We start from the raw sequence: 17,599 nt of genomic DNA on the forward strand, positions 1-17,599 counted from the left end.
GGGGGAGGCAAGCCTGAATAGTACCAACTGAGAAATCCAGCCCAATATTAAAATGGTTTTTAAGTTTATCCGGGGACTGATCGCTGAATGAAGGAGGCATTTTAGTTAGCACAAAAAACAAGTGGCTTCAAGAATTCTTGATAGCCACTTTCTCATTTCGCATTAAATCATTACTGATAATCCGCTTCATGCCCGCTCAGGGAATCCATGTGGCTGGCAATCATTGCAATGATTGTGCTAGCCTCTTCTTTGCTGAAGATAAAGTGATCTTCATCTTTGATCATTTCTTCGTCATCTGTCCAAATGCGATTAACTCTGCGAAGGACTCCATCACCGGTTTCCTGCACCACTCCAAACTGATAGGATACCTCCACTTCGTCTTCCTTGAAAAAGGCAGTTACTTCAGGAGTTTCCCACTCTACATCAACTTCTTCAAAGACATCACCTTCGCCGTCAAAAGCATATTCGCCGGCAATGTCGAAATCTTCCTCTTTTGAAACATATATTTCTTCCTCATCTTCAAATTCAAAATGATCCTCATCTTCAACGTTCATATAATCGTGAAGGCTTTCGTGGACTGTATCGATGATGTCTTCAATATCAAAAAGCATCGTTTTCGAAGTATGTCCAAGTTCAAAATCAAAGTCTTCTACATAGAATTCTTCATTATGCGGATCAAAGAAAAGTGTGCAAAAATATTCTCTATCATTATCACTGGTTTCAATAAAAAACTCCATTCTGGGATGCTTGGCACCCCGGTCAATCGACATATGGCCAATCTGATCATATTTACTGCAAATCGATTCAAGATGGTCCTGCAACTCACCGCTTACTCTGTCAAACCATTCAAGTGACATGCTGCATCCCTTCCTCTCAAGGTTTTTCTCACACCTATTTTGCCCATTCGCTATTTATTAAGTATGGGATTATTACCCAATTGAATGGGCCGGGGGATTTCGCTTGATAAACAAAAAGGCACCCAAAACCATTTGGGTGCCAGAAAGAAAAAATTAAACCTGCAGTCCATAGTTGCGGCAAAGAGCTGCCAAACCGCCTGAGAAGCCGCTGCCAATGGCATTGAACTTCCAGTCATTCCCATGGCGGTATAATTCACAGAAAACCACTGCTGTTTCAATGGAAAAATCCTCTCCAAGATCAAAACGCAGCAGCTCCTGATTATTGGATTCATCCACTAATCTTACGAATGCATTGGAAACCTGGCCGAAATTTTGCTGCCTTGATTCTGCATCATGAATCGTAACAGTTATGCCAATACGATGAACATGTGAAGGTATTTTGGTAAAGTCGACAACAAGCTGCTCATCGTCGCCGTCTCCTTCACCTGTACGGTTGTCTCCTGTATGTATAACTGCTCCGCTTGGATGCTGCAGATTATTATAGAAAATAAAATCATGATCGTTTACACATTTACTGGTGTCATCAGCAAGAAATGCAGAGGCGTCAAGGTCGAAATCATGTCCGCCGCTATATCTGTTCGTATCCCAGCCCAGTCCGATAATGGCTTTAGTCAGGCCAGGATTTGTTTTAGTCAGATCAATTCTTTGACCTTTTGATAATTGAATACCCAAGATAATCACTCCTTCATAACACAAATCCTTTTTTCACGACAGATCATTGATAAGTGGGGAATTTACCCTAAAGAGGAAGCCAGGAAAAGCGGCTGCTCTGCCTGGCATAATGAAACTTAACCTATCTGCAGACCGAAGTCAGTCGCAATACGGGCAAGTCCTCCCTGATAGCCTGAACCAACGGCAGAAAATTTCCATTCTCCATTATGACGGTATAATTCGCCTACAACAATGGCCGTTTCAATGGAGAAGTCTTCTCCTAAATCATAACGGATTAATTCTTCATTTGTTTCTTCATTAATGATTCTTGCAAATGCATTGGAAACCTGTCCAAAATTTTGACCGCGGCCCTCGCCATCATGAATCGTAATGACAAAGGAAATCTTCTCAATGGAAGCAGGAACAGCGCTAAGGTTAACTTTGACTTGCTCGTCATCACCATCTCCCTCACCTGTTCTGTTATCTCCTGTATGCAGGACCGAGCCATTGCCGCCTTCAAGCTGGTTGTAGAAAATAAAATCTTTATCAGATGCACACTTGCCGTTTGCATCTAATAAAAATACACTGGCATCAAGGTCAAAGTCCAATCCTCCATCATATTTATTCGTATCCCAGCCGAGTCCAACTATTACATTAGACAACCCAGGATTAGTTTTTGTTAAATCAATTTTCTGCCCTTTCGATAAAGAAATACCCAACGTTCATCCATCCTTTCAAGTTCAATAATTTTACAAGAACTATCGCAATCATATTTGCGACTAAAACTATGTACCCTTTAAGTGTAAACGTTTCAATAGAAATCGTAAACCGATTTGCCATTGGGCTGGGAAAAAAGTTTCAATCCCTCCATACATATCTTAATGGATAATTCTGTTCCTTCCTTTTTTGCCGGTCATTCTTTATAATATCTTGTTGGATAGCTGGATATTAGAAAAGGGGTGAAGGCGTATGGCCGAGCTAAAGCAGCTGATTTTTTTTGATTTTGAAATGCTATGCAGCAAAAATGGTATGCTTTTTGAAGATATGGAGGCCATTCGCCTTGGTGCTGTAAAATTTGAACTTGAAACGGGTAAGGTTACTGGATTTGACAGCTTCATCCGTCCGCAGCAGGACTCACCGCTAAGCCCATTCTGCAAGGAATTGACGGGGATATCCGACTCTGATCTCAAAACAGCAGATGACTTTTCTGAGGTGTTTAAAGATTTTCTCTTTTGGGTCGGCGGAGTAAAAAAAACAAGATTTTATTCCTGGTCAACCAGTGACATCTTAAGATTGAAAGCCGATGCATTCAGGCATAATCTTCCGCAGGCAACTATTGATAAAATTACTAAAAGATATGTCGACTTTCAGGCTATTTTTACAAAAAGAGCTTCCCGGACTGCAGCTTCAGTTGAAAAAGCATTGTCATTCTATGAGCTTTCTTTTATCGGCGAACCGCATCATCCCATGTTTGACGCTTATAATACTTTAAGGATATATCAATCATTTGAAGAACAGGATGTAAAGACTGATTTAATTATGCTGCAGCAGTTTATATTTCAGGAAGATGAACTCCCTCCTATTGAAAGACTCAGCCAGGAACTTAAGAATATTTTCCAAAAAGACTTGATAGAATTCTACTCCCATTTAAATGATGCATTTCGTATGAAGGATGCCTGGAAATTGATAAAGAAAACTAAAAAACTTGTTGAAAAATATGAGAATATCCTTCTCAGCCGTTCAGGCATTTTTGATGAAGATATAACTTCTAACGTTGAGGAATTAATCACTTTTTATCAGGAACTTCAAACAGCCTACAAAGAGCATTGTTCCTACACATCAAAAATTATGATTCTGCATGAGCAAATGGTTGAACCGCTGCAGAAAATATGCGGATAAAATGAGGCGACAAATCAGTTGCCTCTTTTTTTTATGCTGAAAGATTAATTCGGTTCAGCACCCTTTGCGATGCTGAACTTTTAACTTGGTATTCTTTGAAATTTTAGAGATAATAACAATGCAAATAAAATTGGGAGCTGATACGTTTGGATAGAGTGCAGATGGCAGAGGATCTGTCGTTTTCAAGAATAGTACATGGTCTATGGAGACTGGCTGACTGGAAAGTTTCAGATGAAGAAATAATCACTTTAATAGAAAGGTGCTTTGAGCTGGGTATAACGACATTTGATCATGCCGATATTTATGGCAGCTATACATGTGAAAGCCTTTTTGGAATGGCTCTTGAGAAAAAGCCGGAGATCCGCGGAAAAATGGAAATTGTAACGAAATGCGGGATTGTACTCCAATCACCAAACCGCCCTGAGCATAAATCCCATCATTACAATACTGGAAAAAACCATATTATTGCTTCGGTTGAGAAGTCTTTGCAAAATCTGAAAACAGATTACATAGATACCTTGCTCATTCATCGTCCCGATCCTTTTATGGATCCGGAAGAAGTTGCTGAGGCATTTTCAGCTTTAAAGGCTGCCGGCAAGGTAAGGCATTTTGGAGTATCCAATTTTAAAAGCCATCAGTTTACAATGCTTCAGTCATACCTTGATATGAATCTGATTACAAATCAAATTGAACTTTCTGCTTATCATCTGGAGAATTATGAGGATGGCACATTAAATCTGTGCATGGAAAAAAGAATCGCTCCGATGGCCTGGTCCCCTTTGGCCGGCGGCAAAATTTTTAGCGGTACTGAAGAAAAATCGGCACGCCTTAGAGCAGCATTACATAAAGTCGCAGAGGAAATCGGGGCAAGTGATATTGATGAAGTTTTATTTGCCTGGCTATTAAATCATCCTGCCCGAATCATGCCAATTGTCGGATCCGGCAAGATTGAAAGAGTTGAACGTGCAGCCGGGTCATTATCTTACAAACTTAACAGGGACCAGTGGTTTGAGATTCTTCAAAGTTCAATGGGGCATGATGTGCCTTAATACATACAAACAGCCCTATTCCTTTGAGAATAGGGCTGTTTGCTGCATTTATTGGAAAACGCTGTTGAAAGCAGGAGCAGATAGTTCCACTTCTTTAAAAACTTTAGTAATTGAATTGATATACTCCTTTTTAAATGGCTCGGCTTCCGCCATGTCCTCAGATCCTGCTTTTACCAGCTCAGCTTTTTTAGCATAGTATTGAGATAAGCTATCAACTGCAGCTTCAATATCCTTAGTGTAGTCTGTTAATTCTTCTGGTACTGACACGGCTTTCGCTTCCTTTTCAAAAGCTGCAGCTGCTTCAGCCGGATCCTGACCTTCAGCGGTCAAGTTTGCATCGGTGTTTCGGATTACTTTTGTCACTTCTCCCTGATAGTTTAGCAGAGCCGAGCGCACTTCTTTCGCTTCATCAGCGGCCTCTGTCTCTGTCGCCTCTGCTGCCGGCTCTTCTTTTTCTTCCCCTTTAGAAGCTTCTTCGTTTGAGCATGCTCCAAGCATTAGTGTCAGTACAGCTGCTGAAAGCAAGAACGATAATTTCTTCATGTAATGATCCTCTCCTTCTTTTTGTTTTAGAGGTAGTTTTGGTTGATCCCCTATGTAGTCAGATCCATGACATTTACTGCCAATTTACTGACAATTAATAATTTACCTATTATTTGAATTTTTTGCAATACTTTTATTGCGATTTACGAAATTTTTTCCAGGGAGCGGGAGCATCCTGCTCATTTGTGTGTATCAATATCAAATTTCAAATGTTTAGGCTTTTATAGGATAGTGCCCATCCATCTCAAAAAGGGCTGGCATAGCCTATAAAAAAAGTGAAAATGAGGAGTGTTCCTATGGCCAAACAATCAAATGAGGCTGTATTCCCTAAGCTTTATCTAAGCCATCCAGATACTGTTTCCAATCAGGGTACTTATCGCCTCAACTATCTCCAGGAGGTTTTGAAAGAACAGCAAGCTGTTAATACCCGATTATCTGAAACATATGACAATATGAAAAATCAGCTCGATGATTCCTTTACTGACATGAGTAAACTCGTAAAAAGAGCAGCTGGTAAACAAAATAATCATATTGAGCATTTGGCAGCTAAGCTTAAAAAGCAGGATGCTTTTTTAATGAGTTTTCTGGAAATAATGAACCAGCGCGAAAAGGAAAATGATACTTTGAATAAAAGGCTGGCTGCATTGGAGGAAATAAATAAAGCAATACTGGAAACTCTTGAAAATGAAGAGCCGGTAAATCAGAAGATACTTGAACATGTATCATTCCAGGAAGCGGAAACTCAGGCACTTTCCCGAAAGTTTGATAAATTTGACGATTTTACTGAGGAAGCTGTTTCAAATTTTAAAGCACAGGAAGAAATGAATGCAGAATTATGCAAAAAGCTTGACGTACAGGAGGTATTTCATAATACCGTAATGGAACGTTTAGAGCAGCAGTTTACTGCATTTTCAGAGGAAGCTGAGAAAAAGTTTAAAACACAGGAGCAAATGAAAGAAGAATTAAACAAACAGCTTGGTGTACAGGAACAGGCAAGCAAGTCGATAATGGAACGCTTAGATCGACAGGAAGCAATCACAGAAAAAATCAGCAGGCAAGTAGACAATCTTAAATCGGCTGTCTACGAGAGGGCCTCCCACCTTTCTGAACGCTTTGAAAATAGTTTTAAGCTGCTGGCAAAACCAGTCCACAGTTTCTTTGTAAATCAAGAGGAAAAAGCAAAACAAAGGAATGATAAAGAGTAAAAGAAAGAAGGCACCCGGTAAAGTGCCTTCTTTTCTGGTATTAATCTAGAATCGTAACTTTAACTGTTTTTCTGCCGAAATTAATGGCGTCTTCCTGAGAAGGCATAAAGATATCGATCTTGTTGCCTTTAATGGCTCCGCCAGTATCACCTGCGACAGCATTACCATAACCTTCAACATGGACTTTAGTTCCAAGAGGTATCACATTTGGATCCACAGAGATTACTTTTTGATCCGGATTTTCTTTTAAATTGATTCCTGTAGCAGTAATTCCTGAGCAGCCTTCACAATTGGCCGTGTAGGCTGTTGCTTCCATATTCAGCACTTTTTGAGCTTTTTCTTCATTTGCAGTTTCCGCCGGCTTTTCTGCTTGAGGCTCAGCAGCAGACTGGGATTCCGCAGCAGGCTTGGCAGTCTCAGATGCAGGCTTTGATTCCGCAGCAGGTTTAGCTGGTTCTGGATTTGATGCTGCTGGCTTTGCTTCCGGAGCAGGCTGTGATTTTTCAACTGGCTGTGCAGCTTTCTCAGCTGACTGTGTTTGATTTGCTGCAGGCTGTTTAGTCTTTTGCACAGGAGCTGAAACTGTCTCTGCAGGTTTTTCTGATTTGGCTTCAGCTTCCTTAATTGGAGAAACTGCAGCATTAACTGCTTTAGCATTCGGATAAAGGATTAACTCATCGTCCGGCAGAATTAGATCAGAGCTTAAGCTGTTCCATTCTTTGATTGCCTCTGCTGTGACGTTATGTTCTCTTGCTATATCCCAAAGTGTATCGCCTTTTGATACTATGTATTTCTTTTCCGGATATACATTAAGTACATCATCTGGATGGATGATATGAGAAGACAGCCCATTCCATTCTTTTATCATGTCAACTGGTGTATTATATGTTTGGGAATAATCCCAAAGTGTATCGCCTTTTTTTACTGTCACTTCTTCTGCTTGTACATTAGCACCAGCTGTTCCGGTAATTGCCGCAGCAGCTACAAAAGATAAAATTGATTTTTTCATGTTGTTAAAACCTCCCGTATAGCTCGTTTTTAGCTAACGGGGTTAATAATAACATGGAATCTTTACTAAAAAAGAACAAACAGATAATAATCCGGTTACGCATATAACAGAACGATAACAAACACATTTCAGAGAAACGGGCTCTAAAAAACGAAATGAATGTTTTTCCTTGATATCATGGGAATCTCTCCAATGTTATGATGTTTTTCCTATAAATTGGAACATCAATTATTAAACAGCACAGGAATTAATTTCTAACAAAAAAGCCAATCCTTTTGGATTGACTATGCAGATTTCGCAGGCAGTACAATATTGAATGTTGTACCTTTATTTAATTCACTCTCGATAAATACTTTTCCGTTATGGCTTTCGATAATTTTAAAGCTGACCATCAGGCCTAAGCCGTTCCCATTTTTTTTGGTTGTAAAAAAAGGCTCTCCGATATTTTTCAGTTTTTCCTGCGGGATTCCTACACCTGTATCCTGAATTGCAATTTGAACCTGGTTATTGATGATTCCGGCTCTAACGGTGATGCATCCTCCATCAGGCATCGCTTCAATTCCATTTTTAATAAAATTAAGGAAGACTTGTTTTAGCCGATTTTCGTCACATTCAATCTGAATGATATCCTGTTTATATTCGAAACCAATTTTCACGTCTCTTTTTCGAGCTTCAAATTCCAAAAAAGAAACGACATTTTTAATAATTGGTATGATATCCCTTTCTTCCAGTTCTGCGGCTTTTGGCTTAGCGAGAACCATAAAATCTTCTACTATATTATTAACCCGGTCAATCTCATCTAAAATGATGCTTAAGTACTCCTGCCTCTCTTCATCTGTCTCATCCAGCTGCAGGAATTCTGTATATCCTTTCATGGTTGTGAGCGGATTGCGGATTTCATGGGCAACCCCCGCAGCAAGCTGGCCAACTGCTGCCAGTTTGTCCTGCCGATGCAAAACTTCTTCTGTTTTTTTTCTTTCTGATATATCGTTTCTTATTGCTAAATATTGATAAGGTTTTCCGCTTGCGTTCAGGAAAGGCACAATCGTAGTATGAACCCAGTAATAAGATCCGTCTTTTGCTTTATTGCGTATTTCCCCTTTCCATACTTCTCCCAGGCCAATTGTTTTCCATAGGTTCTTAAAGAATTCTTTTGAATGAAGTCCTGAATTTAAAATAGAGTGATTCTGTCCTATCAGTTCTTCCCTGCTGTACTGAGAGATTTCACAAAATTTCTCATTAACATTGGTTATGGTTCCTTTTTCATCTGTAAAGGCAATAATGGAAGACTGATCAAGCGCAAATTTAATATCGTTTACCTCTTTCAGAGATTTTTTAAGGCTGGCTTCAGCAGATTTCAAGGCTGATATATCTGTCCGGATGGAAACATACTGATAGGGTTTATTCTTTTTATTAAGAAAAGGGACAATTGTAGTTTCAACCCAATAAAAGCTTCCGTCTTTTGCTTTATTGCGTATTTCCCCTTTCCATATTTCCCCTGATCCAATTGTTTTCCATAAAGTTTGAAAAAATTCCGACGGATGAAAACCCGAATTTAAGATATTGTGATTTTTGCCAAGCAGTTCATGTTCTTCATATTTAGATATCTCAACAAATTTATCATTCACATAAGTGATGATGCCCTTTGGATCTGTAATTGCCACTATAGAGGATTCATCGAGCGCAGCCTGAATATCATGTAAACGGGTGTCGCTTGCTTCCAGCCGCTTGCTGATTAAAGTGCTTGAAGCAATGAGCCCGCTCAGGATAAGAATCCCTGCAAAAAATACAAGATAAATCAGAAAAGTTTCCGGTGAGCCTCCTCCCGTGCTAATTTCTCCATTTGAATAGAACGATGACGATCGGATCAGCAGAAAATAACCCTCCACAATGGCTCCGGTGAAAATGAGTGCACTTAAGGGCTTAATCCAGAAAGGTCTGGAGTTCGAAAGACTTTTCGAATAAAAGAGCATCCATAGTGAAAATAAAAAAGAAACAAAAATGACCAGTGCGGAAATGAAAAATATGATAGGGCCAAACTGCACATTCATCCCCACAGCAAACATTCCCGTTACATGGATAGATAGGACCGCCATTGTTAAAAAGAAGCTTCCCGCAAATAGATTGCCTGCTTTCAGCTGCCGGTCGATTACAGTATTAAAAGCCATACCGGTAAAGGAAATGCCAAAAGCCATGGACAATAAAGTTAGCGGAATATTATAACTTCCTGAAGCACTTATGTTGATGGCGACCATGCCAATAAAGTTCATAATCCATATCCCGATTCCAAGGGAAAAAGTTCCGCCTAAGAACAAAAATTTCTGGTTTCTCTCAGATGATTTAATCAGTGTAAATAAATCTAATGCTGTATAAGAAGCCATAATCGTAAGTATTACGGCCACGAATATTAATATCGGATTAAAAGAAACAATTATCTCAGTCATCGCAGGCTGTTAGCCCCCTCCATTTTACTTTATTAAATATGATTGTAATGGAATCATTCCAGCCTTGGAAGGGGCTGTGCGAAATAAAGTCAGAAGTTCATTGGAAGAGATTTTGCAGTTAAGCTAGAAATGATTAGATGATTTTACCCCATGTTTTCGGACTTGTTCCTATGGATTTCCCTTTCTGCCGTCCGAATGGTGACCAAGTTCGGACTCGTTCCTCCGGATTTCCGCTTTTCCTGTCCGAATGGTGACCAAGTTCGGACTGGCTCCTCCGGATTTCCGCTTTTCCTGTCCGAATGGTGACAAAGTTCGGACTCGTCCCTCCGGATTTCCGCTTTTGCTGTCCGAATGATGGCCAACTTCGGACACGTTCCACCAGAATTCGGCTTCTGCTGTCCGAATGTTGGCCAGCTTCGGACTTGTTCCACCAGAATTCCGCTTCTCTTGTCAGAATGGTGACCAAGTTCGGACTCGTCCCTCCGGATTTCGGCTTCTGCTGTCCGAATGATGGCCAAGTTCGGACTTGTTCCACCAGAATTCCGCTTCTCTTGTCCGAATGGTGACCAAGTTCGGACTTGTTCCACCAGAATTCCGCTTCTGCTGTCCGAATGCTAACCAAATTTTTTTACCCAAAAAAACATAATAAATAAAATTTTTAAAAAATTTAATCAAACCACTTCACATTTAATTTCGTTTGGTATATACTGTACTACAACAGATGAACACAAAATAAACTGTATTATAAAAAGGAGGAAAATTCATGATCAAAAGTCCAGTTGAATTTTTTAGAACTCTTCCCAAAAAGGTATGCCCGGAGTGCGGCCAAACAGTCAAGGAACAGGCAGAATCCTATTTAATGGAATGTGATCGGTGTCTTTCAAAAAAAATGGAGTAGCACAAAAAGCGGAGGGCTTCAGGCCCTCCGCTTTTTTATTTACTGTTATTATCCGCCATTTCCCCTTAAAAGCAAACTCAAGCTGTTACAGTACAGTTAATTTAAAATGTTTGAAAAGTCTATAAATTCACCAAACCTTCCTGTATAATTGTCCCATAATCTCTTTATTTAGAGAATCGAAATAGGAGGGATCGTTAATGGTTCAAACAGAAGTAACCCGATTAAAGCGTGTTGAGGTACCGGAAGATCGTACCTGGAAAGTGGAGGATTTATTTTCTCTAGAGGAAGATTGGCATAAAGAAATTAGAAATATAGATAAGGATCTTACTGTTTTTGAGCAGTTCAAGGGAAAGCTCCATGAAGGCCCGCAACTATTACTGGGCTGCCTTTCCGCTCAGGAAAAGCTCTCCATCCGATTGGTTCAAGCTGGAACGTATGCTAGTTTGCGTCAGTCGGAGGATGGAACAAATCCAAACAATCAGGCAAATTCATCCATACTTGCATCTTTAAGAGCAAAAGCAGCCTCCACTCTTTCGTTTATTGACTCTGAATTAATTTCCTTGCCTGAAGGCACGATTGAAAAATACATAGAAAATGAAAGCGGCCTGGAGCCTTTCAGGAAACAGCTGACAGATCTTCTTGAATCAAAGAAGCACAGGCTTTCTCCAGAGACGGAAGAAGCTCTGGCAGCATTGGGTGAAGTCCATGGAGCTCCGTATAATGTGTATCAGGCTGCAAAACTTGCTGACATGCCATTTTCCTCTTTTAAAGACAGTAAAGGAAACGATCTGCCAAACTCTTTTGCTCTTTACGAAGATCGTTACGAGTTTTCGTCAGATAAGGCTATCAGAAGGAATGCCTATGTCTCATTTACAGATTCACTGGAAAACTATAAGAATACAATTGCCTCCGCCTATTCTGCTGAGGTGAAAAAGCAGGTAACACTTTCTAAGCTGAGAAAATACAGTTCAGTCACCCAAATGCTCCTGGATTCCCAGCATGTTACAGAGGAAATGTACAATAATCAGCTGAATATTATCCAAAAAGAGCTTGCCCCCCATATGCGCAGATATGCACAGTTAAAAAGAAAAGTTCTGGGATTGGATAAGATGCTTTTTTGTGACCTAAAGGCACCTCTAGATCCTGAGTTCAATCCTGAAACAACATTTGAAGAAGCATCAAAAGTCATATTAGAGGCACTCAAAGTAATGGGACCAGAGTATACAGATATAATGAAGAAAGGCTTGACTGAACGCTGGGTTGATTTGGCTGACAATGTGGGCAAATCAACAGGTGCATTTTGTTCAAGTCCATATGGATCGCATCCCTTTATCCTGATTACATGGACAGACACGATGCGCGGTGCTTTCGTTCTCGCACATGAGCTCGGCCATGCGGGTCATTTCTATTTGGCCAATAAATATCAGCGTATAATGAATACCCGCCCTTCGACTTATTTTGTAGAAGCTCCCTCAACACTTAACGAATTGCTGCTTGGACAGCATTTATTGGCGGGCACTGAAGATAAGAGAATGAAGCGCTGGGTAATTCTTCAGCTGCTTGGAACTTATTATCACAACTTTGTCACACACCTTCTCGAGGGAGAATATCAGCGAAGAATTTATAGTCTTGCTGATCAAGGGGTTCCGTTAACGGCAAAAACACTTTCAGATCAAAAGATGGAAACACTTGCTGAATTCTGGGGTGATACGGTTGAACTGGATGGTAAGGCGGCTTTAACCTGGATGAGACAGCCTCATTACTACATGGGACTCTACCCATATACTTATTCAGCTGGTTTGACTGCTTCCACTGCTATGGCACAGAGCATTCAAGAGGAAGGGCAGCCTGCCATTGAACGCTGGCTTAATGTATTAAAAGCAGGCGGAACGAAAAAGCCGCTTGATCTGCTTAAGAGCGCAGGCATTGATATGTCCAAGCCAGATCCAATCCGCAAAGCTGTAAGCTATGTGGGAACATTGGTGGATGAATTGGAAAACAGCTATGTTTAACAAGAACCCCCTCCGTTTTTTGGAGGGGGTTAAGTTTAGAATTTATAGGTTTTATGTGAGATTTATTCAGTCAGAAATGCAGGTTATGACTTTCTCAAAGGCATATTAAGCGGGTTTAAACTATTGGTCTTCTCTATAAAAATGAAGCCGTCATACCTGAGTGAGATCTGAGTGGGCACATAATTTCCATCCTGTTCATATTCAGGATTATAGACAACTCCGATAGCCCGGTGTCCGATAGAACCTGTGAATAAATCCCGGTTCTCTTCGGTAAACAGCAAAGCCTTATCACCCGGGCCTGCCTTTTGAAGGGCATCTTCCCAGCTCCCTGCCTGTGCTGTGGGCACCTCCATAACCTGCATCTCCTCCCCCCATTGCTCTGCAGCTATAACGGTACCTGCGTGAGTGCCAAATCCTAGTGCGAAAACCTGATCTTCCCCATACTTTTCCCGGAGGATCTGCCCAACATTAACAAGCCCCTCTTCTTTCATATCTGTTGCCCTGGCATCTCCGATATGGGTATTGTGTTCCCAAACGATGACTTTGGCATCTTTTCCATAATACTCCGATACTTCCTCCAGTGCATTCACCATATGATGGTCCCTAATATTCCAGTCGTCAGGACCGCCTTTTACCATTGCTCGATAATAGTTTTCTGCATTCAGGGCAACAAGGCTATTTATTAAGAGGTTCAGTGATTCTTCTTCATAGTTCCTGGTATGTTCCCACTTATTTTTTATTTTTAGTAAAAGTTCGGCAACTTCCTTGTCGCAAGCTTCCCCATAAAATTCTGCAGCCACTGCATAATTTTCAGGCTTTCTGTGAAAGGGTTCAAAGCAGGCAAATGCTCTTTTAGCAGCTCCCAGCTCTGCTGCACCCTTTGTCTCCAGAAGTTTTATTATCTCATCCATCGATTCCCATAGGCTATATATATCAATGCCATAGAAACCTGCCTTTAGACTATGTTCGTTAATCAGCTGATTATGATTATAAAGCCAGGTTATTAGATCTTTAATTTCCTCATTTGCCCACATCCATGTCGGCCACCGGTTAAAATCTTTCAATGCATCAAGGGGGCTCAGTCGCGCATAGCCTTTAACATACTTGTTTACAGTAATGCAGGAAGGCCAGTCTCCTTCCACTGCGATACAATTGAACCCTTTTTGTTCAATTAGCCTTTTAGATATTTCCGCTCTAATTGTATAAAATTCTGATGTTCCGTGTGAAGCTTCTCCCAATAATACAAATTTCGCTTCCCCGGCTGCTTTAATAATCCGGTCAAGCCCATATGAATCGCTTAACAAGAATGCTTCTTTTTGAATAGCTGTAATCAAGCCCTTATTTTCTTCGATTTTTATCACCTCATTCAAAACCTATATGGTTACTTTGCCCATTTTAATTAGGATTAATATGGTTGAATATAAGAACAATGCGGAGAGAAAACTTTAAAGAAAGATGCTCGAATATCTATACCAGAAGGAGTTTTACTAATGAAAGAAAACGATGAGAAGTACCTGACATATGCACCAAAAGAGGAGATGGTAACCATTGAAACAGGTGGCATATTTCCAAATTTAAAACATGCAGCTGGGGATTCAGTTGATGAACATGAACAGCAGGAAATGGCAAATGCTATTATAGGTGCAAAAGAAATTGGACAGCAGAACGAAAACCTATAAATTAAAGGAGTGAGTGGATTGGAGACAATCGATCCTAAAAAGGTGAAATCTGGTGATGAGGTTTTTGTTATATATCATAACCCTCATACTCCAAGTGTAGCAAACGTCAGGCCGGCTGAAATTGTACAGCATCCTAAAGATCCTAATGCAGTGGCCCTCTTCCTTAATGAATCATTCCATTTAATAGAAGAAGATGATGCCTTATTTTCTTCTGAAAAAGACGCAGAACAGGCCTTTCAGGAATTATATGGAGATTATTGAAATTAATAAAGAAAGACTGTTATTTACCAGACAACAGTCTTTCTTTATATCTTGATTATAGAATTTGAGGCAATTCCCTCATTTCGGCAGTTGTTTCATCACCGCATAATGGGCATTTTAAATCTGAAGAGGCAAAATCTTTTCTCATCCAGCCATTGCAGCTATTACAGGAATACACCTCTGTGTCCAGCATTACAATTTCTGGCTTGTCATCTTGGCCTTTTTTATTGAAAAAAATTGGAAACGCCCCCTTTTTTTCTTAGTATGGCCAAAAAAAGAGAAAATTATTGAAAATGTTTTGAACAAAATTTTGAATAGGAGGTGATCCAATGGACCGCCGAGAGAAAAAGCGAAATCTTACTATAGCAGGAACTGATATTGATGAAGTGAAAAGGCTGAATAGCCAATCAGGGCTATCGTACAATGAAGCAAAAAAACTGCTTGCAGAACTTTACTTTAAGAAATGAGGTATTGAATGGGTTACACCATTAATACGATCAAATTTTTGTTATGGTGAAGAAACCTTTATCAAAGGCCAGAAATAAGCATGTTTTTCCGGAGAGTAGTGTACTATTGGTTCGCCTTCAAGGTACTTGCGGGGCAAAAATGCAGCTAAAGTGTTTTGATGTATCGTACAAGAAGCTTTCTGCAGCTGCCATTTTGTATGATGGATATCCCCGCGGAAAACTTTTTCACCTTTTGTTACCCATAAGCAATACCTTTCAGTGAGCCATTCATCAAGTGTTCCTGCTTTTGAATTAAAGGGGCTTGATATTGGCTTATAATTGGCTTTGAATTGGCTGCTCTCAGAATGGCTGTGTGTTCGCCTGCTTTCATAATTAATTAATCCTTCAGACTTACTAACTTGCATTTCAGCATTCATATACGGCAGGAAATACAACATTCTGGCCCCTGTTACGGCTAAAAAGTTGTCTGCATCCAGGCTAAAAAAATATACTCCTTTCATGCCCTCATACTCCACATAAGTCCTTACATTCAATTCATTCATCGATTTCATAATTGGCAATGGCGGCAAGCCGCGCACCCTCATTTTACTGATCCAGAAAGGTACGATTCCAACCCATGCTGTACCGTTGTATGTATCTAATGTTAACTGTGAAGGGATGTGTTCTTTCATTATTTCTGCAGGTACCGGCCAATGAGCAAATAATACATCATTCCATATTTGTTCCATAACCCAGGGTTTATCAGGCAGTGAAAAAGGCCTATGTCCTGTTATCCTCAATTCTTCTTTCAATTCCTTACCGCCCTTCATCATGTTATATAAATGATTATTCCTCATAATGCCGGCATTAAACTTAGCATAAATGAAGTGTTGATTGTCTATAGTTCTAACGCTGGGCATTGCATTGTATTTATGAATGGAGGTGATGGTTCATGAATAGACAGTTTTCAGCACCTTATCTGAAAACGCTAAGTCTGTCTCCTGAAAATCAGGAGTCTCCCATTCATTTTTTGGAGAGCTGGAAAACACCGCAGGATTATTTTTATTTAAGAAACCATTTTTCCTACCCGATAATTAGCCCTCATAATTTGTTTTTGTCCATTAGCGGGAACGTGAAACAAGCGATGGAAATATCTTTAAGTGAACTTTCCCGCTTTCCTACCAAAACCATTCTGGTCCCTCTGGAATGCGCTGGCAATAACAGAGCGAAATTTAAACCTAAGGTTTTTGGTGAGCAATGGGAAGAAGGAGCAGTCAGTCAGGGGAAATGGAAGGGAGTGCCATTGAAAGAACTGCTGGATAAAGCCGGACTTTTGGATGGAAGTAAAGAAGCCGTGTTTGCAGGAATGGATTTTGGTGAGCGAAAAGATTTGAAAGGATCCTTTTACTTTGCCAGAAGCCTGCCAATTGAGAAGGCACTCGGTGAAGATACGATTGTAGCTTATGAGTACAACGGCAAGCCCATCCCTTATAAGCATGGATATCCATTCAGGCTGATCGTGCCTCAATGGTATGCAATGGCCTCCGTCAAGTGGCTAAGAAATATTTTTATTATTCGTCATGAATTTAATGGTCCTTTTCAATCAAAAGATTATGTTTATTATCCCTATAAAGACAGCGATTTAGATAAAAAGCCTGTTACAGCCATGAACGTTAATAGCACAATCCAGCAGCCATTGAATTATTCCATTTTGAAAGAAGGATTTCATGCTATAAAAGGAATTGCCTGGACTGGCACTGGAACAATTAATGAGGTGGCAATAAGCATAGATCATGGTGTTACTTGGAGAAAGGCCACTCTTAAATACAGGGAAAACGAAAAATATTCCTGGGTAAAGTGGCATTTTGATTGGGAGGCATATAAGGGTGAGCATACCATTCTTATAAGGGCCAGCGATTCTACGGGCAATATGCAGCCATTAAAGCCTTACTGGAACAGAAAAGGATATGGATATAATGCTGTGCAAAAGATAAAAATTCAGGTAGAATAATTTTTCAGGTGCAAATTCCCGAATTTCTTATATAGTCATAAACAAAAGAGAAGATGTCCCAGCATCCTCTCTTTTGTTTATCAATTTTATCACCGCTGCAATCTAAATCAGCAATCCATGTTGAACAGATTTTAATTTTCCTGATCTGTTCTCTTACCTGCTTCAGGTTCACCAGGTGTCTGGTTGCCTGTTGTAGCCTGGTATCCCACCCGATAGGAGGAATTCCTCTTTTTTCTGAGAACTTCCGGCATTTTGTACTGGCCGAGATCATCTTGAGCATCTTTTGGTGCCATTGAATTGCCTCCTTACTTTGCGTTATTCATCATACCCTTTGCGCGGAATGGAAATATCCACCCCGACAACGTCTTCAATTACGGCATCAGCTTGTCCTTCCATATATGCGTCACTCACTTGTTCATGGGTTGTCGCCAGGCCTGATGAAAGCTGATCATTCCTGTTATAATCTTCAGTTTCATAATATCTGCCCGCAATGTTCGTGCCATCATTTTTGTCTCTTTTGTTCATGCTGAATACCTCCTTCTAAATTTTAAGAACTATCCTTATTTTGGACATTA

Annotated in this window: 21 protein-coding genes; 9 read left to right on the plus strand and 12 right to left on the minus strand. The window is 40.2% G+C overall.

The features are described 5' to 3' along the window. Positions 1-170: 170 nt before the first annotated feature. The 3 genes from ACXAD1_RS10430 to ACXAD1_RS10440 all read right to left on the minus strand — a co-directional run bounded on the left by ACXAD1_RS10430 (position 171) and on the right by ACXAD1_RS10440 (position 2,287). A complete protein-coding gene (locus ACXAD1_RS10430) occupies positions 171-857 on the minus strand; it encodes a hypothetical protein (RefSeq protein WP_474909991.1) in 687 nt (228 codons plus the stop codon). A gap of 153 nt (positions 858-1,010) precedes the next feature. Next, positions 1,011-1,589: a TerD family protein gene (locus ACXAD1_RS10435; RefSeq protein ID WP_206839808.1), complete on the minus strand. Its 579-nt coding sequence runs from the start codon at positions 1,587-1,589 to the stop codon at positions 1,011-1,013. A 116-nt stretch (positions 1,590-1,705) separates the two neighbouring features. Continuing rightward, the gene (locus ACXAD1_RS10440) at positions 1,706-2,287 is read right to left on the minus strand and encodes a TerD family protein (RefSeq protein WP_206839807.1); all 582 of its coding nucleotides are present in this window, start codon (positions 2,285-2,287) and stop codon (positions 1,706-1,708) included. A gap of 250 nt (positions 2,288-2,537) precedes the next feature. On the opposite strand from ACXAD1_RS10440, the gene ACXAD1_RS10445 reads away from it, so the two are divergent. Continuing rightward, positions 2,538-3,467 carry a 3'-5' exonuclease gene (locus ACXAD1_RS10445; protein WP_206839806.1) on the plus strand — a complete coding sequence of 310 codons (930 nt, stop codon included), beginning with the start codon at positions 2,538-2,540 and terminating at the stop codon, positions 3,465-3,467. Between the two features lie 146 nt (positions 3,468-3,613). Next, positions 3,614-4,516, plus strand: coding sequence for an aldo/keto reductase (locus tag ACXAD1_RS10450; protein WP_474909992.1), 903 nt, complete (start codon positions 3,614-3,616; stop codon positions 4,514-4,516). Positions 4,517-4,564: 48 nt separating this feature from the next. On the opposite strand, the gene ACXAD1_RS10455 is transcribed toward ACXAD1_RS10450, so the two are convergent. After that, positions 4,565-5,059 carry a hypothetical protein gene (locus tag ACXAD1_RS10455; RefSeq protein ID WP_474909993.1) on the minus strand — a complete coding sequence of 165 codons (495 nt, stop codon included), beginning with the start codon at positions 5,057-5,059 and terminating at the stop codon, positions 4,565-4,567. A 296-nt stretch (positions 5,060-5,355) separates the two neighbouring features. Here ACXAD1_RS10455 and ACXAD1_RS10460 point away from each other — a divergent pair, with 296 nt between their 5' ends. Then, on the plus strand, positions 5,356-6,264 hold the full coding sequence (locus tag ACXAD1_RS10460) for a hypothetical protein (RefSeq protein ID WP_474909994.1): 909 nt from the start codon (positions 5,356-5,358) through the stop codon (positions 6,262-6,264). Positions 6,265-6,304: 40 nt separating this feature from the next. On the opposite strand, the gene ACXAD1_RS10465 is transcribed toward ACXAD1_RS10460, so the two are convergent. The 3 genes from ACXAD1_RS10465 to ACXAD1_RS10475 all read right to left on the minus strand — a co-directional run bounded on the left by ACXAD1_RS10465 (position 6,305) and on the right by ACXAD1_RS10475 (position 10,339). Continuing rightward, positions 6,305-7,273 carry a LysM peptidoglycan-binding domain-containing protein gene (locus ACXAD1_RS10465; RefSeq protein ID WP_474909995.1) on the minus strand — a complete coding sequence of 323 codons (969 nt, stop codon included), beginning with the start codon at positions 7,271-7,273 and terminating at the stop codon, positions 6,305-6,307. A gap of 284 nt (positions 7,274-7,557) precedes the next feature. Then, positions 7,558-9,717, minus strand: a complete 2,160-nt coding sequence (locus tag ACXAD1_RS10470; RefSeq protein ID WP_474909996.1) for a PAS domain S-box protein — start codon at positions 9,715-9,717, stop codon at positions 7,558-7,560. Between the two features lie 133 nt (positions 9,718-9,850). Then, entirely contained in the window at positions 9,851-10,339 is a 489-nt protein-coding gene (locus tag ACXAD1_RS10475) for a hypothetical protein (RefSeq protein WP_474909997.1), read from the minus strand. A gap of 141 nt (positions 10,340-10,480) precedes the next feature. Between ACXAD1_RS10475 and yhfH the strand changes: the two genes are divergently transcribed. Together yhfH and pepF are read left to right on the plus strand one after the other, a co-directional pair. Continuing rightward, entirely contained in the window at positions 10,481-10,615 is a 135-nt protein-coding gene (gene yhfH / locus ACXAD1_RS10480) for a protein YhfH (RefSeq protein WP_009334590.1), read from the plus strand. Between the two features lie 197 nt (positions 10,616-10,812). Then, a complete protein-coding gene (gene pepF, locus ACXAD1_RS10485; RefSeq protein WP_474909998.1) occupies positions 10,813-12,627 on the plus strand; it encodes an oligoendopeptidase F in 1,815 nt (604 codons plus the stop codon). 83 nt (positions 12,628-12,710) lie between these two features. Here pepF and ACXAD1_RS10490 read toward each other — a convergent pair whose 3' ends face one another. Then, on the minus strand, positions 12,711-13,988 hold the full coding sequence (locus ACXAD1_RS10490) for an erythromycin esterase family protein (protein WP_474909999.1): 1,278 nt from the start codon (positions 13,986-13,988) through the stop codon (positions 12,711-12,713). Between the two features lie 129 nt (positions 13,989-14,117). On the opposite strand from ACXAD1_RS10490, the gene ACXAD1_RS10495 reads away from it, so the two are divergent. Beyond that, the gene (locus tag ACXAD1_RS10495; protein WP_370221861.1) at positions 14,118-14,306 is read left to right on the plus strand and encodes a hypothetical protein; all 189 of its coding nucleotides are present in this window, start codon (positions 14,118-14,120) and stop codon (positions 14,304-14,306) included. Positions 14,307-14,315: 9 nt separating this feature from the next. Then, positions 14,316-14,567: a transcriptional regulator SplA domain-containing protein gene (locus tag ACXAD1_RS10500; protein ID WP_370221860.1), complete on the plus strand. Its 252-nt coding sequence runs from the start codon at positions 14,316-14,318 to the stop codon at positions 14,565-14,567. Between the two features lie 55 nt (positions 14,568-14,622). On the opposite strand, the gene ACXAD1_RS10505 is transcribed toward ACXAD1_RS10500, so the two are convergent. Then, positions 14,623-14,805: a cold-inducible protein YdjO-related protein gene (locus ACXAD1_RS10505; protein WP_197217094.1), complete on the minus strand. Its 183-nt coding sequence runs from the start codon at positions 14,803-14,805 to the stop codon at positions 14,623-14,625. A gap of 91 nt (positions 14,806-14,896) precedes the next feature. Between ACXAD1_RS10505 and ACXAD1_RS10510 the strand changes: the two genes are divergently transcribed. Next, positions 14,897-15,034 (plus strand): hypothetical protein, encoded by a 138-nt coding sequence (locus ACXAD1_RS10510; RefSeq protein WP_206839793.1) that lies wholly within the window; start codon positions 14,897-14,899, stop codon positions 15,032-15,034. A 41-nt stretch (positions 15,035-15,075) separates the two neighbouring features. Here the strand turns inward: ACXAD1_RS10510 and ACXAD1_RS10515 are convergent, their stop codons facing one another. Continuing rightward, positions 15,076-15,825: a YqjF family protein gene (locus ACXAD1_RS10515; protein ID WP_370221859.1), complete on the minus strand. Its 750-nt coding sequence runs from the start codon at positions 15,823-15,825 to the stop codon at positions 15,076-15,078. 140 nt (positions 15,826-15,965) lie between these two features. Between ACXAD1_RS10515 and ACXAD1_RS10520 the strand changes: the two genes are divergently transcribed. Further along, positions 15,966-17,024, plus strand: a complete 1,059-nt coding sequence (locus ACXAD1_RS10520) for a sulfite oxidase (RefSeq protein ID WP_370221858.1) — start codon at positions 15,966-15,968, stop codon at positions 17,022-17,024. 131 nt (positions 17,025-17,155) lie between these two features. On the opposite strand, the gene ACXAD1_RS10525 is transcribed toward ACXAD1_RS10520, so the two are convergent. Next, positions 17,156-17,317: a hypothetical protein gene (locus ACXAD1_RS10525; protein ID WP_206839788.1), complete on the minus strand. Its 162-nt coding sequence runs from the start codon at positions 17,315-17,317 to the stop codon at positions 17,156-17,158. A 22-nt stretch (positions 17,318-17,339) separates the two neighbouring features. Further along, a complete protein-coding gene (locus ACXAD1_RS10530; protein ID WP_206839787.1) occupies positions 17,340-17,549 on the minus strand; it encodes a YozQ family protein in 210 nt (69 codons plus the stop codon). Between the last annotated feature and the right edge of the window lie 50 nt (positions 17,550-17,599).

This window comes from Cytobacillus sp. ABV4_503 (assembly GCF_056158445.1).